Genomic DNA, 16,572 nt, shown 5'->3' with positions numbered 1-16,572 from the left:
TAAGTTTTATAATTGAATGATGTGGTTATTAATCCTCTCTTTTGCAACGAGCGCTATCCTCACCGGCCTTGTAATTCGCTATCAGCATTTGCATAACCATGTCAGTGGCGATCATGATTTTGATGGTCCCCAAAAGTTTCATACGGCCATCACCCCCCGTATTGGCGGCGTGTCCATATTGATGGGGATTGCGATTACAACGCTCTACCAATGGATCGTCAACCCAACGCTTGGCACACTCCTCGTCCTTATTTTATTTGCTAGCCTTCCCGTCTTTATCGCTGGCATTGCTGAAGATCTCACTAAACGCGTGGGTGTGAAAATGCGGCTCCTGGCTGGCTTTATCGCGGGGCTTCTATTTTTATGGCTTTTTGACATCACCTCCATGCGCTTTGGTTTTGGTGCGCTTGACGTGTGGCTAAACCATTCATTGTTTGTAGTCCTTTTTTTAGCCTTTGGAGTCACGGGGCTCTCAAATGCCTACAACATTATCGATGGCTTTAATGGACTCGCCAGCATGGTCGCCATCATTACCTGCCTTGCGATTGCCTATGTAGCTTTTAAAGTGAGTGATCCGTTGGTGCTGCATCTCGCATTCATTCTGATCGGGGCGATCGCAGGATTTTTTCTTTGGAACTATCCAAGGGGTCTCATTTTTTTAGGTGACGGTGGAGCCTATCTCATAGGCTTTGTCATTGCTGCGCTATCGATTGCGTTGGTGGCGCGCAATCCCAGCGTCTCGCCCTGGTTTGCCATCATGGTCAATGCCTATCCGATTTTTGAGACGCTCTTTACGATTTGGCGACGCAGTGTCCATCAAGGTAAGAACCCGGGTCTGCCCGATGGTGCGCATTTTCATAGTCTCATTTATCGACGCATTATGCGCTGGGCTCATCCTGGTGATCAGTCCTATTGGGCCAATGCCAAAACCTCCCCCTACCTTTGGGTACTCTCAAGCTTAGGCGTCATTCCAGCGCTTTTATGGTGGAACTCCACCCCAGCGCTCATGGCAAGTGCCGCGGTTTTTGTAATTCTCTATAACCTCACCTATCGACAAATCGTGACCTTTCGCACTCCCAATTGGTTAGGTCGCCCCCCCCAAAAGTAAATCAATCAGTAAATCAATCAACTAAAAAATCCAATTAATCCTTTTGCCCAATTGATCGAACCGCTAAATGCTAAACCCCTGATTTAGCTGATGAATTCAGGGGTTCGTTTTTTAAAACACTCACTCCGATAAGCGCTTAGCGGCCGATGCCTGGACTTCTTGCTGATTCATTGCGGCCAATCCAGCAAGTGATTTGAGGACACGATTTTGAATCGCTGCGGCGCGCGCAATACTTTTATCCACGTCGACCACCTTCTCAATGACTTCCGATCGCAAGCCATTGATGATAAGTTGATAACGCTCGGGATCTTGTGCCCAGGTCAAGTGATGCGGATAGCGCTCTTGCAACTGATTAATGAGGGCTGCAAGATTCAAAATAGTGTTCTGCTGTTTATAGAGCTGACCTAAAGCAATCGAAAACGAGGGGCTAGCTTTATATTGTTCCATCACGAAGCGATATAAATGCGGATAGTCTTTTTCAATGCGACCAACTAAGCGATCGTGGTAATGCTCCTTTAAATGGAGCGCCTCTGCATGAACATCCCCAAGCTCAATGGCCCACTCTTTTTGACCCTCATCGTCAATCTTAAAAAACCACGTGGGCAGGTTCATGTAGGTAATCGTCAATAATCCAGAGCGTCGGCAAAATTCCAGGGCGATATCCACTGACTGCATGGCTCCTAAAATTTTATCGCGCTCGATTACCATGAGGCGCTCTTGCTGCATGAGCGCAAACTCCAATCCGCGCAGCAATCCCACTCGGGCCGGGTCATGCGCACCCCAATAGTCAACTAACGCCTTCCACTGCGCCTCTTGGCCCTTGGCATCTTCCCACGGTAATAGGCCTTTACTAAAAAAGCCGCTCTTAAAGGCATTGCGCGCGGATTTTTGTTTACCTGCTTGAGACTTTGGTCCCGATTTATTCGCTGGCTTACGATCGATCTTGGTTTGTGGCATCTGAGTGACCACCAGCTCTTGATTCGAGGTTACATAATCATCACCATTGATCTCGGTAATGGCTTGTATTGCAACAACGTTCGCATCTTTCATATTAGCTCCTTTTTAAATGAATGAAGATGAGTCTTCACTATAGAAAGGAAAATAAGAGTTGGTAAGGCCCAAATCGGCAAAACTACCCCCCGTTTAATCGCGAGATTTTGCTCTCTCCATTAAGCTGCGGTGACTGATATGCTTTGTAATACCTTTTTGCGATAAGCTTGATAAGCTTCCAAGTGCATCTCTAGCTTCCCAATGCCCTCATGGCGCAAAATCAGATGGGCAAATTGCACAAAGGGGGTGCGGGCAAAGCCCCTATTGTTAATCTTGGGCTCCTCGCCAAAACCAATCACCCACACCCGAAATAAAGTCGCGATCAGATGAGCTCGCTTGAGATCCTCATTTTTACGACCCCGACCTTTGGGCCACACAAAACGCTCTACATCAAAATGGTCGAGCACATCCTCGGCATTTTTAAAGCGCGTGGCTGGAACATGGCGATTCATGAGCCGTGAGATGCGAATTTGACGTACTAGAATATCTTCGACTTGTTTAAACACATCCTTTGGAAATTGATATCGCGTGAGTGCTTCGCGCACCTCACGGCGAATAGAGCGCTTGCGATACATCAGCGCTGGATGCAATGGAAATGTAATGGATGTCATATCAAACGTTTCGATAGAGTCATCAAAATCCAAGTGATTAGTATGACCAGTAAATTATCATGAAATGCAAAATCTCACAGCCGGTCCTATTTGGCGACAGTCCCCGCACGGATGATCAACTTGCATGAGAGGTCGCCGCCGATATTTGCGACGGGGAGTCTTAAATGATTAGAAATCCAGAATTTTGACTACTATGTAGTTCGTATGGCCTGAACAAACAGATTTGAAGTAATTTAAAAATATTCATTGGATTTTCCACCGCACCCCGGCCCCCGATTCAGGGGTGCCGATGAATTCAACTCCAGCCTCTTCAAAAGTCTTTTGAATGATCTCTAGTGTTTTTGCCTGAGCACCAGGAACCCCCTCAAGCACTTCTAAACGCATCAATGTAGAAAAACCTAGGCCGGTTTTATCTGCCAAGTCCTTCCCACTCCATCGCAATAAGGCTCGAGCAGCACGAATTTGATCGCTTGTAATCAAGTTATTTTTAATATATTATTAGTAATAATTACTAAGTATCTATTAATTATTAATATGAAAGGATTAAAAAATGCTTAATAATCAAGATTTTACACACAATCGCACTACTTTCCTAGGTGGTAGCGATATTGGAGCGATTCTGGGGGTTTCGAAGTACCGCTCGGCGATGGATGTGTGGCTGGAGAAAACAGGTAAGCGCGTAGACACCAAAGATAGTTTTGCTTTGCGCTTTGGTTCGTTTGCCGAATCGTTTATCGCTAATGAATATGCCTTACTCACGGGTGAGCATCTGCTTGAGTATTCACAGGGTCTCATTCATCCTACATATTCCTTTTGCGTAGGACACATTGATCGCTTTGTGTTGGAGAAGAAAGAATTGCCCCTCTTTAATTCTGACGGAAGACTAAATGCCAAGAAGCTCTTGGAATGTAAGACTGCAAATCATTACAGTCAAAGTGATTGGGGTGAACCAGGGACGGACGCGATTCCCCTGCCCTATCTTTGCCAGTGCATCTGGTACTTAGGGATTACCAATCTGCCTGAGATTGATGTCGCTGTTCTACTGGGAGGTTCGGATCTGCGGATCTATACGGTTACCCGAGATGTTGAGCTGGAATCCTTAATGTTTGAAAAGGCAGCTTTCTTTTGGACTGAGCATGTACAAAAGGATATTCCACCCAAACCTCAATCCATTGATGATTGCCAGGCGCTCTTTCAGAGGGCTTCTTCAGGCAAAACAATCGAAGCCAACCCGCAGACGATCGCCTTAATCCAAGAGCTCAAAGCCTTGGAGTCCCAAAGCCATGCTGAGGAAGAGCAAATCAATAGTATTAAGCAGCAACTCATGGAAACCATGGCGGATGCCGAAGTGCTGACTTACCTCGGTAAACCGGTCATTACTTGGAAAGCTCCCAAGCCCAGCTATCGGATTGATACCAAACGCCTGGGTCTAGAGCATCCCGAACTCATCAGGGCTTACCAAAGCCCAGTCATCAATAGTCGGCGCTTTGTGGTGAAGGATCTCCCCGATGCATTGAAACCCCAAGAGCCTATCAAGGAGACGATAGTATTAGAAGGAGTAAATTAATGAACAAGGTCTCCATCCTCGATTTGCCCGAAGATCTGTTAGGGGATGCTCCAATTAAACCTATTTCACACGCACCGGGAACCAAACGAAAAGGGGCAATCAGTAAACAGCATTCACCCATCGGACCAACCCCAATAGAAACCCTCATTACCGAGGTTGCTACCGTATTAAGTATCGATCCCCAAGAGCTAAGGGATTGGGGCAAAGAGATTTCCGTACCCACAGCAGTGTTAAAAAACATTCTACTCACAGCCAAACACTATAAACTCAATCCCCATTTGGGAAACATCGCCTGGGAACTCAACACAAAGAACCAGTGGGATATCTACATCCCGATTGATGGCTGGATTAGCCTCATTCACCGTGAACCGAGTTTTCAAGGAATAAGCTTTCATCAAGCTGCCGAAACAGAACAGGGTATTCCCATCTGGATGGAGTGCACCATTTATCGCTCAAGTCTCATACACCCAATAACAGTGCGGGAGTACTTCGCAGAACTGAAAACAGATCATCCCATGTGGGTAGAGATGCCACGCCGAATGCTGCGGCACAAAACCATGCAGCAATGTGCGCGCTTGGCGCTTGGAATTGGTTTGCCAGAACTCAAGATTTCAGTACCAGACTCAAGAATCCCAAATCATTTAGACTCCATAAACAATTACTGCGCAAATAATCAATGCTTCACCAGCCCTAAAATATGGCTAAAACAAAAATTGAGAGCAAATAAAATTTAATTTTATATATTATTTTTCAAACATTATAAAGATCTAAATACCGCATTGGGGGCAAGAATAATTCACCGAAAATTTCATACTATCAATATACAATTAATAGTAGAAATGGTAGGCAATTTATTCTTGACATCCAGGATTAATGAGAAAATAGCTAAATAATTTAAAGTTTTTTTGAATACTTGTTAAAAACGAAAACTAAACGAAGATAATGAATTTAATAATAGGGGAAATTAAACATTTAGAAATAAATTATCCAATCAGTATTGATATGCCTATTGAATGAGCAAAAAAAATTAGATGTTATTAATTTTAAGCGTTTTATAAAAAATGCTAAAAGTAACAGAAAAATTCCGGCAATTTTAAAAAATAAAAAATTATATAAATTTATTACATAAGCAGAATCCGAATTTTTGATTCAGGCTATCCGGGATAATTTAGTAATGATTTAAGTTGAGCTGGAGGAGTGGGCAGCTTTTTAAAAGAACTCCATGCAATCTGACTTTTGGGGTGAAGGACAATAATAACAGTGACTACGATAATCTTGAAGTAATTAAAAATTGTATTGTTAGATGCATACCAAACTTCTAAAATTCCTTTGTAAGGTGCTACATTTTTTTTATAAAAATCTAAAGAGCTATCAGCCCCAATAAGTATATTTTCCTCATCTCTAAAAATAATTGATCCAATGCCAGATAAACCAGGTTTTACTTTTATGATCAATTCCTGAATTTCGGCTGTATAAATCTCAAAAGTTTCAGTAGTCAGAGGTCTTGGCCCAACAATGCTCATATCTCCAAGAAAAATATTAATTAACTGTGGAAGCTCATTTATTTTAGTTTTTCTAAGAAACTTACCAAAAGGCAAAATCCTGGGATCACTTTTAATTGTCACAGTACCTGTGCTCATATTGGGGCTATTCTTCAGCATTGTTGCAAATTTAAATAAACGAAATTTACGTCCATGCCAACCAATCCGCTCTTGAAAAAAAAATACTTCACCCTCTCCAGTTATGCGCAATAAAAAAATAATAGGCAAAAAAATTGGCGCTAAAAATAAAAGCGCAATTCCAGAAAAAAAAATATCAAAAAATCTTTGCATAAAATTATCTAAGTTATATTTAACGGCCTCTAATTGAACGTAATAAGTTACCAACCCCAAACCTTGGGGATGGATCAAAATAGTGCGCAAGACAAGTTAATCTTGGCTTGGAAACAAATTGAGCAACTGGTGCATTTGTATGCAAAGTTGTCATACCCAAAAATAGTAATGGCTCCATGTTGGTGAATTTCTCAATAAGTAATAATTTCTTTTTTATGAGAATATTCACTGAATGCTCTGAAGCATAACGCTTAAAGTATAATTTTGTACATATATTTTCAATTTCACTTTTCGGATGTCTTCTGGCATTTGGCTTTAATAATAATTCGCCAGAACACAATGGTGCTTCTTCGTGCGGTATAGATATTGGAAGTACGAGAGTAAAAATATGTGAATCAAAATGTGATCTAAAACACTCTCGAGAATGTCCTGGAGATACAAAACGAGAAATATGGTACTGATTATCAATTCTTCCCTTAAATTTGAATGCACTTACCGCAACTTCATACAAACAAGCGGCAAAATCGTCTCGCAACCCCAAACCATCAATTAGTTTTGTGTGCGCAGGTGTTAATGCAGAAAAAGTGCGCCCGTTAATTTCTGAAATAATCTCATCAGATAGTAGCTCCAAGCTAATATAATTTTTTAAATTTGGCAGTTTTACAAATCCTTGAGATAATAAATCCTGTATTAGATTTGGTGTCAAAGCATCCGATAACTTTTTCATAAAATATTTTTAAAGTTTATTTTTAACTATTTTTTAACTCTACAAACAATATAAATTAAAATTGATTCAATTTTATGTAAATTTTCAATATCTATTTTCAGTAATAAATATATAAATCCTATGAACGGCTAACGGATCCTGATAAATTTTGTCTGTATAGTATAGATAGCTCCCCCTTGTGAACCTGAAGTCGTGCTATTGGTGTGGCGCCCATTCTTTGGTAAAAATGGTGGGCAGAAATGAGGCGATTACCGACCACGATGCAAAAAGCAGATTCTCCTTTTTCAGTAAAATGTTGCTTTAATGCGTCATACAAACCAGCGGCTAAACCGCGTCCGCGTTCTGAATCTAAAACAGCAATACTGAATAATTCTGCTTTTGGAGAATTTAGAACGAGTTTTTGCCTCTGACTAAACATAATTATTTCAATTATCCTCTTCAATTTAAATGGATTAAATAGAGCTGGTAACAGTACTGCAAGTAAATTGGGCCAGTACCAAAGCATTTGCCGATAAATTGATCTCATGCCTCGACCGCCAGCAACAAACGCAACAACCTGCCCTTCTTTACGTTCAACAAATATGATACTGTTCGGATCCTCATCTATCGATTTATAAAGCAAAGTAAGGAATCGCTCCCCCAACTTCGGTAGAAACCCTTTATTGATACACTGCAAGTGAATGCGGGCTATCTCGCGATAAGCTAACTTCGCCTTCAATCCCTTACCAACAAACTCAGGCATAGTCGGAGACAAGAGTTATATTTGGAACGCTAGAAGGAATATTCACCACGCGCTCTTCCAGCCAACGCGAATTTTCTAGACCATCGTGGTGGAACCTTTTGAACATCTCTAATTCAGACATCAAACGCCAGATCGGACGGGTCATAATGCCATGTTCATTCGTGTAAGAGAGAAATGAGTCGCGCTCAGCTTTATCGGACAGAACAATGGCATTTAGCCAGTTGTTGGTCCTGTAACCGGTTAAAGGTACAACAATATCTATATTTATTTTACCGAAGAAGTCACGGTAGCGGTTGGCGACTTGCTGCTTCAAATCAAGCATCCACGGCAGGCGCTCCATCTGCGCACAACCCAAAGCAGCATTTAGATTCGGTAGCCTATAGTTATAACCAACCTCGTCGTGTACAAATTCGTAGGGATGTGGGGTCTTTGCGGTGGTTGTGATGTGTTTGGCGCGCTTTGCCAAGATCTCATCATCGGTAATTATCATGCCGCCGCCGCCAGTAGTAATGACCTTGTTGCCGTTAAAGCTCAGTGCACCAAATACACCGAACGTGCCAGTATGGCGGTTGCCTACGTAGCTGCCCAGAGATTCAGCGGCATCTTCAACTAAGGCAATACCCCACTCAGCACAAATGGAAGCAATCTCTTCAATACGGCAGGGCAGCCCAAAAGTATGCATGGGTACGCACGCTGCAATACGCCGACCAGACGACTTGTTCCAGGTCTGACCATCTCGTATTTCCGCATGCGCCCCCAAGAATTGACGCAATGCGCGAGGACTCAAACCCATGGTATCACGATCGACATCGATAAAAACGGGATGCGCACCGATGTAACTTATCGCATTACAAGTAGCAATAAAGGTCAAGGCTTGCGAAATTACCTCATCTTCATACCGAACCCCAGCTAGCTGCAATGCTATATGTAATGCAGCTGTGCCATTGACTGTGGCGATAGCGAACTTGGCACCCGTAAAACTAGCAATCTTCTGTTCGAATTCGGTGACCTTGGCTCCAACCGATGAGACGAAATTCGAGTCAATACAATCGACTAGATACTTACGCTCGTTACCCTGAAAAACCGGGCGATGAAGAGGTATAAAACCTTCTCCATATATCTCTCTTACGAACCTGATAAATGAATGATCACTTGATATTAATTTCATATTCATCAACCTGTAAAGTTGGCCTTGGTAACTGATAACCAATCGACCCACAAATCTGCAAGCTTGGTACGGTCAAACTGTTTTTCGGCCAGGGCACGGCTACGTTGCCCCATAGCTTTCAGCTCATCGCGGTCAGCAGCTGCCTCTTCCAGTGCATCCGCGAATGCAAATGGATTATCTGGAGGCACGACAAAGCCGCAACGGTATTCAATAATCATATCAGCCAGCCAGCCAGGGTAGTTATTTAGAACAGGTAAACCGGCGGCAATATAATCAAAAAACTTATTTGGCGAGGTGCCGTAGTAAAAGGCTGGAATGTTAGCTAGTATTTGCAACCCCAGGTCAGCAGATGCCATCAAGCCTGCTAACTTTACTTTGTTTACAGGATCTTGGAACACTACGTTGTTAAGCCCCTCATCTGCAGCTCTAGCTTGCAAGCTGGCTTTGAATTTACCCTGGCCTATAAGCAATAACTTAATATCGTCGCGCCCACGATGCTTGAGTTCAGCGGCAACATTCAATACAGCATCAAGACCATTAGCCATGCCGTGAGTTCCGGCAAACAATGCCATCAAATCATTCGTGTGCACTTCTGATGGCCGCCAAGGCTGTACTCCACTAGCAAAAATACCCAAGTCGCAGCCGTTGGGTACTAAGGTGATACATTCGCGCGACACACCACGGCGCGCAATACCTTCCACAATGCCAGGCGACAGACCCACTAACCGGTGCGCAGAACGATAGCTTGACCACTCCAGCGCTGAAATGGCACTGAGCACCAACGGGTTACGAATCGCGCCCATTGCGCGAGGCAATTCTGGCCACAGGTCTCGCACCTCGAATACAAAAGGTTTACCACGTAGCCATCGCGCAAAAATACCCGGTATGCCCGCAGTCAACGGGGTGGAGGTAGCAAACAGGAGGTCATACTTTTCGGTGAGGGCCAAGCCAATACTACGCAAGGCAAATTTCACAAACGTCATGCTTCGCTTCATGAAGCCATCGACATTCGAATAGGCGAGGTCGAATTCGATGATCTCAATACCATCTACGGTGCCGTGCCGCCGTCCGCCTACAAAAGGTTGAGATAGGCCAGTTTCTCCCATCCCATAGCTACCACATACTATAGTGACCTGGTGACCGCGCGTCAGCAAGTGCCGCGATAATTCATAAGAACGAGTACCCGTCGAGCCCTTTGGAGTAGAAAAATGCTGATGGAAGTAAATAACCTTCATGCTGTCCAGAGCATTTGCGTTGTCAGCGTGCCGGCTTGTTGAATTTCCAACTCCAGTATGGGTAATGGTGTTTTTTCGAGGTAGTGGCGTGACTCCCAACCCTTCACCAACTCACAACGCGTAATGGGCGCATTAGATGATATATTAAGAAAGAGCAGACTACCCCCATTCAGCATGAGCCGAGCGCCGTCTGAGGACGACTTAAAATGCCAATCGCCCGGCATCAAGCGCCAGCGCAAAACCGCCTTATCGGCAAAACCCTGTACTTCGTCAACCACCAGCAACGCATTGTTTTCTAGGCTAACGCACCGTCGATGCCGAGCCCCATAGCCATCACAATAGCCGGCAGCAAAGTGCGTTGACTGGTCGTCTTCCTGCAATGGTTGCAGGTGTTCTGTTTTCAACCAATCTCCGAGTAAAAAGCGGCTCAGGCGCGGCATCTGGTCGCGGCCGTCAAACTGAACTGTGTTGTGACTGGCTGTACCGCCAAAGTAATTGAGCCATTGTGGCTCAGTGTTGTAGCTATAAGTACCACCGTCGCGCAGCAGATTGTCGGCACCCAACCAAAGGTCCAGGTGAAGTGCATCGGCTTGACTGGGTCGGAAACGAAAGCGGGGGTAGCGTAACATAACCATTGCATTGCCACGCCTGAGCAGCGCAAAACCACCATCGTCCGCTACGTAACTCTCAACTGCGGGCGCTACCACTAGCGGGAGGTCAATACGAAGCCATTGCAATACAGTATCACAAGAGCCTGTCTGTAAATACGCTCGTTTTCCGGCAAATAAAACCATAGCCAACTGCACGGTCGGTCGATAATCGCGGTAGGGTGAATTAGTCAAAGGCAGCAAACGGGCGCCATCGTTAGCACCGGCATTTGGACCGTCCCCACTCACCTTATTCAACATATGACGTAGCCATTCAGTTGCGACCAATGCCTTATCCATCCAACTCGTGGAAAGTGGGGTTAAACCCATTTTCTGACGCCAAACTTCAACCATGCAGAAGGTGTCCAGCATTACACGGTGATAATTGAGCGAATACTGACTAAAACTGCCGTGCGGCCCAATCAGCCGTTCAGAGCGATTTTCCAGCCAAAAGCGACCCATGTTCGCCCAGCGGTTCCCCTCTGAAAAACCCAAAGCGTCCAACCAACTACCTCCAATGAACAATGCTGCTGCCTCGGAAGTGCCATGGTTATTGTCCTGCGCCATAGCATACTGAACGGTTGGCGCAATGCGTTGCAAGTGAAGGCGTATCAAGTCGAGCAAGCCAGACGTTGCAGAGCGTATTTGCCCCATTATCAATGCAGCCATGGCAAGGTGCATCACACGAATGGATGCTTCTTGGCCACACTTCCAATTCGGCCCTTTATAAGGCGGATTTTGTGCGCACCAGCTTGCCATCCATTCATTTAACCGTTTTAGGGTAGCCATATCTCCTTGACTAGCTCGCTGTGCAAATGCGAGCGCCCAATCCATACGCGACAACTCCCAAATAAGCTTTATATCACCCACAGCAGAATCGAAGTCTGGGATTTGCCACCAATCTCTATCGGACTCTGGAATACGCTGATTATTTAGGGGATTGGCTAACCAGTCGGGGGGGGCATCTGTCAGTGCTATTGGCAAATGGCTAAACAATAACGTCGACGTGTACCAAGCTGAAACTGCAGGGGCATTTGGAACGCAATTTGCCTTTGTAGGTAAAAAGAATGGTGCATTTGGTACGCCAGCCTGAAGTCGTCTAACCGGGTGAAGTCCAAGCTTCACACCCAAACGATACCAAGCTACGCGTACAACATTTGACAAACCCAATTCCAACAAAGTCCGCACTTGGATAGCCCAACTCGTCATTGACTGCGCAACAGCTCTGACACTTCAATGGTGACTCGTGCCACCTCAAAAATCTCATCTGCAGGTATGGCCGGCGTACCTGTTTCAATGGCCTGCAAAAATGCGGCGGCGCAAGCCCTTTGTCCTTTGTCCTGCTTCCACAAGTTCATCTTATTGAATCCTCGCCAACGATAACCTTTTAGCTTGCGAAAGTTGTCCAGTTGCAGCACACTACCAGCCGTGAACACCTCTATTCGTTCCTTTGGAAAACTGGCCGCTCCGTTAGCCAAATAAAGGATGGTACCAAAGGAACCGTCTTCAAAACCCAAAGTGATCGAGGCCTTGTCCTCGGTGATGCCGATGCCAGGTTGATCCCCTATGCGACGAGCCTGGATGGACACAATCGGACTGCCCGCCAGAAAGCGCATGAGATCAATGAAGTGACAGGCTTCGCCGATAATGCGCCCACCACCAATGACCAAGTCCTGTGTCCAATGATTGGCAGGAATCGTCCCCGCATTTATAGTCATGATGATACTTTTGGGCTCGTTCACCTTCTCTAGAAGCACCTTCATCTTTTGCACCTGTGGAGAAAAACGACGGTTGAAGCCCACCATGAGTTGCGCACCGCCGACTGCAGTCCGGGACTGCGCAGCATCATATGCCGAGCGGACTATATCAAGACCTTCATAGTTGATTGCCAATGGCTTCTCCACAAATACATGTTTGCCTGCTTTCAAAGCCTGTGCCACAAAATTTGCATGTGTATTGTGACGTGTGACAATCACTACTGTGTTGATCAACTGATTAGCTAGAAGTGTCGCCATATCTGTAGACGCCTCAGCGAAACCAGACCTCTCACCGTGGATCACACCGTTTATACCCCCTGCTGTGACAATAGTATGGAACTGAGCCCCAGCGTTCTTGAATGCAGGAATCAACATTCGTGAGGCATAATTTCCTGCACCAATAAAACCCAATACAGGTCGTTGCGGATCAAACTTTATATCAGGCTTAAGGGAAAGCTGACGTACCATTCGCTGCGAAACTGGTGATGTGTATTGCAATAAAATACCTAGGTTAGCCTTATCCATCGTTAGTAACTCGTACGCCTTAGCCGCATCTTCAAAAGCAAAGCGATGAGTAATGAGTGGCTTCACATCCAACCGGCCGCTAGCCAGCATATCTAGAACCGCTTCAAAATTGCGCTGCTCAGTCCATCGTACAAAACCCAGTGGATAATCTAGCCCCTTATATTCATAATCTGGGTCGTAGCGGCCCGGTCCGTAAGAGCAGCTGACCTGAAAGCTTAGTTCCTTCTCGTAAAAATCGGCCCTGTTAAGCTCAAGCCCTGTCACGCCTACCAGTACAATGCGCCCTCGCTTTCGACACATACGCGCAGCCTGTATCACAGGATCATTCGATTGCGTGGATGCCGTAATGATTACTCCATCCACCCCCTTGCCGCGGCTCAGCTCCATCCCAGCGACCACAGGATCTTCACCTATACCGGGGTTGCAAGTTTGCGCACCAAACTGCCGTGCCAGAGCAAGCTTGGACTCGTCAATATCAATTGCGAGCACTCGGCAACCTTGGGCGCAAAGCAACTGCACTGTCAGCAACCCAATCAAACCCGAACCCGTGACTACAAAAGCTTCACCAAGCGTAGGTTGTGCCAAACGGATACCCTGCAAGCCAATACTCGCCACCACCACAAAAGCCGCAGATTCATCGTCCACCGTATCTGGAATGAAGGCGCAAAGATTCTTTGGCACCTTGACAACATCCGCATGCGGACCATTGGACACCACCCTATCACCAATTTTAAAGCCCTGAATATCAGATCCGACCTTTGTAACCACACCAACATTACAATAACCAAGAGGTAGCGGCTGACTTAGTTTTGAACGCACAGCTTCATACGCACTAATCAAGCCATCTGTCTTAACCTTCTCAAGAACCATTTTTACCTTTTCGGGTTGCTGCCTTACCTTTTGGAGATACGAGGCTTTACCAAAATCGACCAACATTCTCTCGGTACCAGCAGAAATCAATGTCACACTAGTGTTAATTAGCAATGTTCCAGAGGAGACCTGGGGTGATGGCGCCTCTGCAACGATAGTTTCCCCATTGACCATATCTTGCAAAACTTGCTTCATATCTCTCTCAATATTATTTTTAAGAACTGAGTCTTAGGATATTTAAATTTTGGGGGATTACCCCAATAAATTTACCCCGATCTAAAATAAAAATGACCTTTAGAGGTTCAGCCCACAAAAATCTAACACGTATCGATTTTTGAGGGAGCCAGTTTTTTCTAATTGAACAAATTCCTTGTGCCTAACCAATACTGCTATCACATCAGCACTAATTAAAGCATCATCCAAATCCGCCAATTCAAGTAAATCATGAGAGCTTATATTGGGTTCAACAGCCAACACTCTATATCCCTGCATTTGTAAGGAAAGTGCAACGTGAATCGCTGGGGATTCCCGCAAATCATCAATATCAGGCTTAAAAGATAAGCCCAAACAAACTAACTTAGCTTTACGACTTAACTCATCCTCAACCTTGTTTAAAGCTTCCTTAATCTGATTAATTACCCAATCCGTTTTATAGTCATTTACCTCACGAGCAGTTCTAATCAGTTTAGCGTTTTCTGGATCACGCGCAACTATGAACCATGGATCAACTGCAATACAGTGCCCCCCAACTCCCGTACCAGGCTGCAAAATGTTAACACGCGGATGACGATTCGCTAGCTCAATTAATCTCCAAACATCTACTCCTGCATTAGCACTTAATAGTGAAAGCTCGTTGGCAAATGCAATATTAACGTCTCTATAGCTATTCTCAGCTAGCTTGCACATTTCTGCAGTAGGGGCATTAGTTTCCAAAACTGCACCGCGCACAAAAGTTCGATAAAAATCACTGACACTTTTGGTGGCTCTGTCTGTGAGGCCGCCGACGATACGATCATTCTCAACTAATTCGACCATTATTTTTCCAGGAAGTACTCTCTCCGGGCAATAGGCGATATTTAACTTATCTAGTTCATTTTCAGAATTCATAAAAACATGGGAAAGTTTTTCAGTTGTACCAACTGGAGATGTGGATTCCAAAATAATAAGATCATCTGCTTTAACTAAGCCTTTGATACTATCGGCAGCGGCAAGTACATAATCTATGTTTGGCTGAGGAATGCCCGCTGACTTATGAAATGGGGTTGGGACGCAAATAATATAAATGTCAGCAACTTGAGGTCTAGTAAAAGCCTTTAGTTTTCCATTAGCGACAGCGGATCTTACATAAGCATCTAAATCAGGCTCCAAGATATGAGTGCGCCCTTGATTAATCGTATCTACAACCTGCTGATTGACATCCACCCCGATTACCTCATAACCGTTAGAAGCTAGTAATGCGGCCGTTGGGAGACCTATATATCCAAGTCCAATAATACATACCGACTTTTTTTGCATTTAAAGATTCCTCAGGACTTGAACTATTCTCTCACTTGCATTTCCGTCGCCATAGGGGTTATGAGCCTTAGACATAGACTCATAATTATGCTGGCTTTCTAAAAGAACGGATACATTAGAAAAGATTTGCTCTTGATTTGCCCCAACTAGGCGCACAGTTCCGGCCTCAACAGCCTCAGGTCTTTCTGTAACATCCCTCATAACTAATACCGGCTTACCCAAGCTCGGTGCCTCCTCCTGAATACCTCCGCTGTCAGTTAAAACCAAATAACATTTTTTTAGTAGATAAGCAAAAGGTTCGTAATCAAATGGGTCTAAAAGGTGCACATTTGTTATTCCAGAAAGGATTTCTCGAGTTGGAGCCTGTACATTGGGATTTAGATGTACAGGATACACAAAACTAACATTTGGAAATCTTTCGGCAAGCATTTTAACTGCTCGGCAAATTTGTAAAAATCCATCTCCAAAGTTTTCGCGTCTATGGCAAGTTATGAGAATAAATCGATCATTAATCCAATCAAAAGGAAGCTTGCTATCTATGAAACACTTGATGGAATTCATGTGATCCACACTTGATTCAATATGATCTAATATCCAAAGTAAGGCATCAATTACCGTATTCCCAGTAACCGTTATGGAACAATCATTAATTTTTTCATGCAAAAGATTATCGCGACTTAACTTTGTCGGGGCAAAATGCAAGGTAGCCACCTTACTAACCACCTGGCGATTAAATTCCTCTGGATAAGGCGCAGACATATCAAATGTTCGTAAACCAGCTTCAATATGCCCAACTGGTATACCCTTATAAAAACCAGCCAATGCTGCCGATAAGGTTGTAGTTGTGTCTCCATGTACCAATAGTAGATCAGGCTTATATTTTGTCAAAACAGCACGCATTTCTAACAGTACTGTCGCGCTGATATCAAAAAGATCCTGGCCAGGAGCCATTAAGTCCAAATCAATATCAGGAGTAATATCAAACACCCTCAATACTTGATCAAGCATTTGACGGTGTTGAGCTGTTACGCAGACAAGAACTTCAAAATCATCTGGATACTTTTTTAATGCGTGATAAAGGGGGGCCATCTTTATGGCCTCCGGGCGCGTACCAAAAGCTAGCATAACTTTTTTTTTCAATTCTATAAACCTATCTTAATGGGAAATAAATTAGCTTTTATAAAAATTAGGATGAAATTTACTCATCATAAAAGTCTT

At 44.3% G+C, this 16,572-nt stretch carries 15 protein-coding genes; 3 read left to right on the top strand and 12 right to left on the bottom strand.

Annotated elements, in window-relative coordinates:
- Nucleotides 1-16: 16 nt before the first annotated feature.
- On the top strand, nt 17-1,108 hold the full coding sequence (locus tag QUE64_RS01795) for an MraY family glycosyltransferase (RefSeq protein ID WP_286225666.1): 1,092 nt from the start codon (nt 17-19) through the stop codon (nt 1,106-1,108).
- A 120-nt stretch (nt 1,109-1,228) separates the two neighbouring features.
- Here QUE64_RS01795 and QUE64_RS01790 read toward each other — a convergent pair whose 3' ends face one another.
- The 3 genes from QUE64_RS01790 to QUE64_RS01780 form a co-directional block, all read right to left on the bottom strand.
- The gene (locus tag QUE64_RS01790) at nt 1,229-2,158 is read right to left on the bottom strand and encodes a hypothetical protein (protein WP_286225665.1); all 930 of its coding nucleotides are present in this window, start codon (nt 2,156-2,158) and stop codon (nt 1,229-1,231) included.
- Between the two features lie 119 nt (nt 2,159-2,277).
- Nucleotides 2,278-2,769: a hypothetical protein gene (locus tag QUE64_RS01785; protein WP_286225664.1), complete on the bottom strand. Its 492-nt coding sequence runs from the start codon at nt 2,767-2,769 to the stop codon at nt 2,278-2,280.
- Nucleotides 2,770-3,012: 243 nt separating this feature from the next.
- Complete coding sequence (locus QUE64_RS01780; RefSeq protein ID WP_286225663.1) at nt 3,013-3,249, bottom strand: helix-turn-helix domain-containing protein; 237 nt, start codon at nt 3,247-3,249, stop codon at nt 3,013-3,015.
- A gap of 70 nt (nt 3,250-3,319) precedes the next feature.
- Between QUE64_RS01780 and QUE64_RS01775 the strand changes: the two genes are divergently transcribed.
- Nucleotides 3,320-4,336: a YqaJ viral recombinase family nuclease gene (locus tag QUE64_RS01775; RefSeq protein ID WP_286225662.1), complete on the top strand. Its 1,017-nt coding sequence runs from the start codon at nt 3,320-3,322 to the stop codon at nt 4,334-4,336.
- Complete coding sequence (locus tag QUE64_RS01770) at nt 4,336-5,070, top strand: recombinase RecT (RefSeq protein ID WP_286225661.1); 735 nt, start codon at nt 4,336-4,338, stop codon at nt 5,068-5,070. Before QUE64_RS01775 ends, QUE64_RS01770 begins: the two co-directional genes overlap by 1 nt.
- A 420-nt stretch (nt 5,071-5,490) precedes the next feature.
- On the opposite strand, the gene QUE64_RS01765 is transcribed toward QUE64_RS01770, so the two are convergent.
- From QUE64_RS01765 to wecB, 9 genes are all read right to left on the bottom strand, one after another.
- A complete protein-coding gene (locus QUE64_RS01765; protein ID WP_286225660.1) occupies nt 5,491-6,168 on the bottom strand; it encodes a sugar transferase in 678 nt (225 codons plus the stop codon).
- Nucleotides 6,169-6,187: 19 nt separating this feature from the next.
- Nucleotides 6,188-6,895, bottom strand: a complete 708-nt coding sequence (locus QUE64_RS01760) for a hypothetical protein (protein ID WP_286225659.1) — start codon at nt 6,893-6,895, stop codon at nt 6,188-6,190.
- 118 nt (nt 6,896-7,013) lie between these two features.
- On the bottom strand, nt 7,014-7,637 hold the full coding sequence (locus QUE64_RS01755; protein ID WP_286225658.1) for a GNAT family N-acetyltransferase: 624 nt from the start codon (nt 7,635-7,637) through the stop codon (nt 7,014-7,016).
- Nucleotides 7,630-8,811 (bottom strand): LegC family aminotransferase, encoded by a 1,182-nt coding sequence (locus QUE64_RS01750; protein ID WP_286225657.1) that lies wholly within the window; start codon nt 8,809-8,811, stop codon nt 7,630-7,632. Before QUE64_RS01750 ends, QUE64_RS01755 begins: the two co-directional genes overlap by 8 nt.
- A complete protein-coding gene (locus QUE64_RS01745; protein ID WP_286225656.1) occupies nt 8,811-10,040 on the bottom strand; it encodes a glycosyltransferase family 4 protein in 1,230 nt (409 codons plus the stop codon). Before QUE64_RS01745 ends, QUE64_RS01750 begins: the two co-directional genes overlap by 1 nt.
- Nucleotides 10,037-11,851, bottom strand: coding sequence for a heparinase II/III family protein (locus tag QUE64_RS01740; RefSeq protein WP_286225655.1), 1,815 nt, complete (start codon nt 11,849-11,851; stop codon nt 10,037-10,039). Before QUE64_RS01740 ends, QUE64_RS01745 begins: the two co-directional genes overlap by 4 nt.
- Before the next feature lie 41 nt (nt 11,852-11,892).
- Nucleotides 11,893-14,034, bottom strand: coding sequence for a bi-domain-containing oxidoreductase (locus QUE64_RS01735; protein WP_286225654.1), 2,142 nt, complete (start codon nt 14,032-14,034; stop codon nt 11,893-11,895).
- Between the two features lie 99 nt (nt 14,035-14,133).
- Complete coding sequence (wecC, locus tag QUE64_RS01730; protein WP_286225653.1) at nt 14,134-15,354, bottom strand: UDP-N-acetyl-D-mannosamine dehydrogenase; 1,221 nt, start codon at nt 15,352-15,354, stop codon at nt 14,134-14,136.
- On the bottom strand, nt 15,355-16,479 hold the full coding sequence (gene wecB, locus QUE64_RS01725) for a non-hydrolyzing UDP-N-acetylglucosamine 2-epimerase (protein WP_286226140.1): 1,125 nt from the start codon (nt 16,477-16,479) through the stop codon (nt 15,355-15,357).
- Nucleotides 16,480-16,572: the final 93 nt, after the last annotated feature.

The organism is Polynucleobacter sp. HIN7 (genome assembly GCF_030297595.1).
In the GTDB taxonomy this organism is placed as follows: Bacteria; Pseudomonadota; Gammaproteobacteria; order Burkholderiales; family Burkholderiaceae; genus Polynucleobacter.
The sequence above is the reverse complement of the archived record's forward strand: the minus strand, read 5'-3'. Positions and strand labels throughout refer to the sequence as shown.

What these genes read in the sequence shown, in the direction of transcription:
- QUE64_RS01795 (WP_286225666.1), top strand. Translation starts at nt 17, where the DNA reads ATGATGTGGTTATTAATCCTCTCTTTTGCAACGAGCGCTATCCTCACC.
- QUE64_RS01790 (WP_286225665.1), bottom strand. Translation starts at nt 2,158, where the DNA reads ATGAAAGATGCGAACGTTGTTGCAATACAAGCCATTACCGAGATCAAT.
- QUE64_RS01785 (WP_286225664.1), bottom strand. Translation starts at nt 2,769, where the DNA reads ATGACATCCATTACATTTCCATTGCATCCAGCGCTGATGTATCGCAAG.
- QUE64_RS01775 (WP_286225662.1), top strand. Translation starts at nt 3,320, where the DNA reads ATGCTTAATAATCAAGATTTTACACACAATCGCACTACTTTCCTAGGT.
- QUE64_RS01770 (WP_286225661.1), top strand. Translation starts at nt 4,336, where the DNA reads ATGAACAAGGTCTCCATCCTCGATTTGCCCGAAGATCTGTTAGGGGAT.
- QUE64_RS01765 (WP_286225660.1), bottom strand. Translation starts at nt 6,168, where the DNA reads ATGCAAAGATTTTTTGATATTTTTTTTTCTGGAATTGCGCTTTTATTT.
- QUE64_RS01760 (WP_286225659.1), bottom strand. Translation starts at nt 6,895, where the DNA reads ATGAAAAAGTTATCGGATGCTTTGACACCAAATCTAATACAGGATTTA.
- QUE64_RS01755 (WP_286225658.1), bottom strand. Translation starts at nt 7,637, where the DNA reads ATGCCTGAGTTTGTTGGTAAGGGATTGAAGGCGAAGTTAGCTTATCGC.
- QUE64_RS01750 (WP_286225657.1), bottom strand. Translation starts at nt 8,811, where the DNA reads ATGAATATGAAATTAATATCAAGTGATCATTCATTTATCAGGTTCGTA.
- QUE64_RS01745 (WP_286225656.1), bottom strand. Translation starts at nt 10,040, where the DNA reads ATGAAGGTTATTTACTTCCATCAGCATTTTTCTACTCCAAAGGGCTCG.
- QUE64_RS01735 (WP_286225654.1), bottom strand. Translation starts at nt 14,034, where the DNA reads ATGAAGCAAGTTTTGCAAGATATGGTCAATGGGGAAACTATCGTTGCA.
- wecC (WP_286225653.1), bottom strand. Translation starts at nt 15,354, where the DNA reads ATGCAAAAAAAGTCGGTATGTATTATTGGACTTGGATATATAGGTCTC.
- wecB (WP_286226140.1), bottom strand. Translation starts at nt 16,479, where the DNA reads ATGCTAGCTTTTGGTACGCGCCCGGAGGCCATAAAGATGGCCCCCCTT.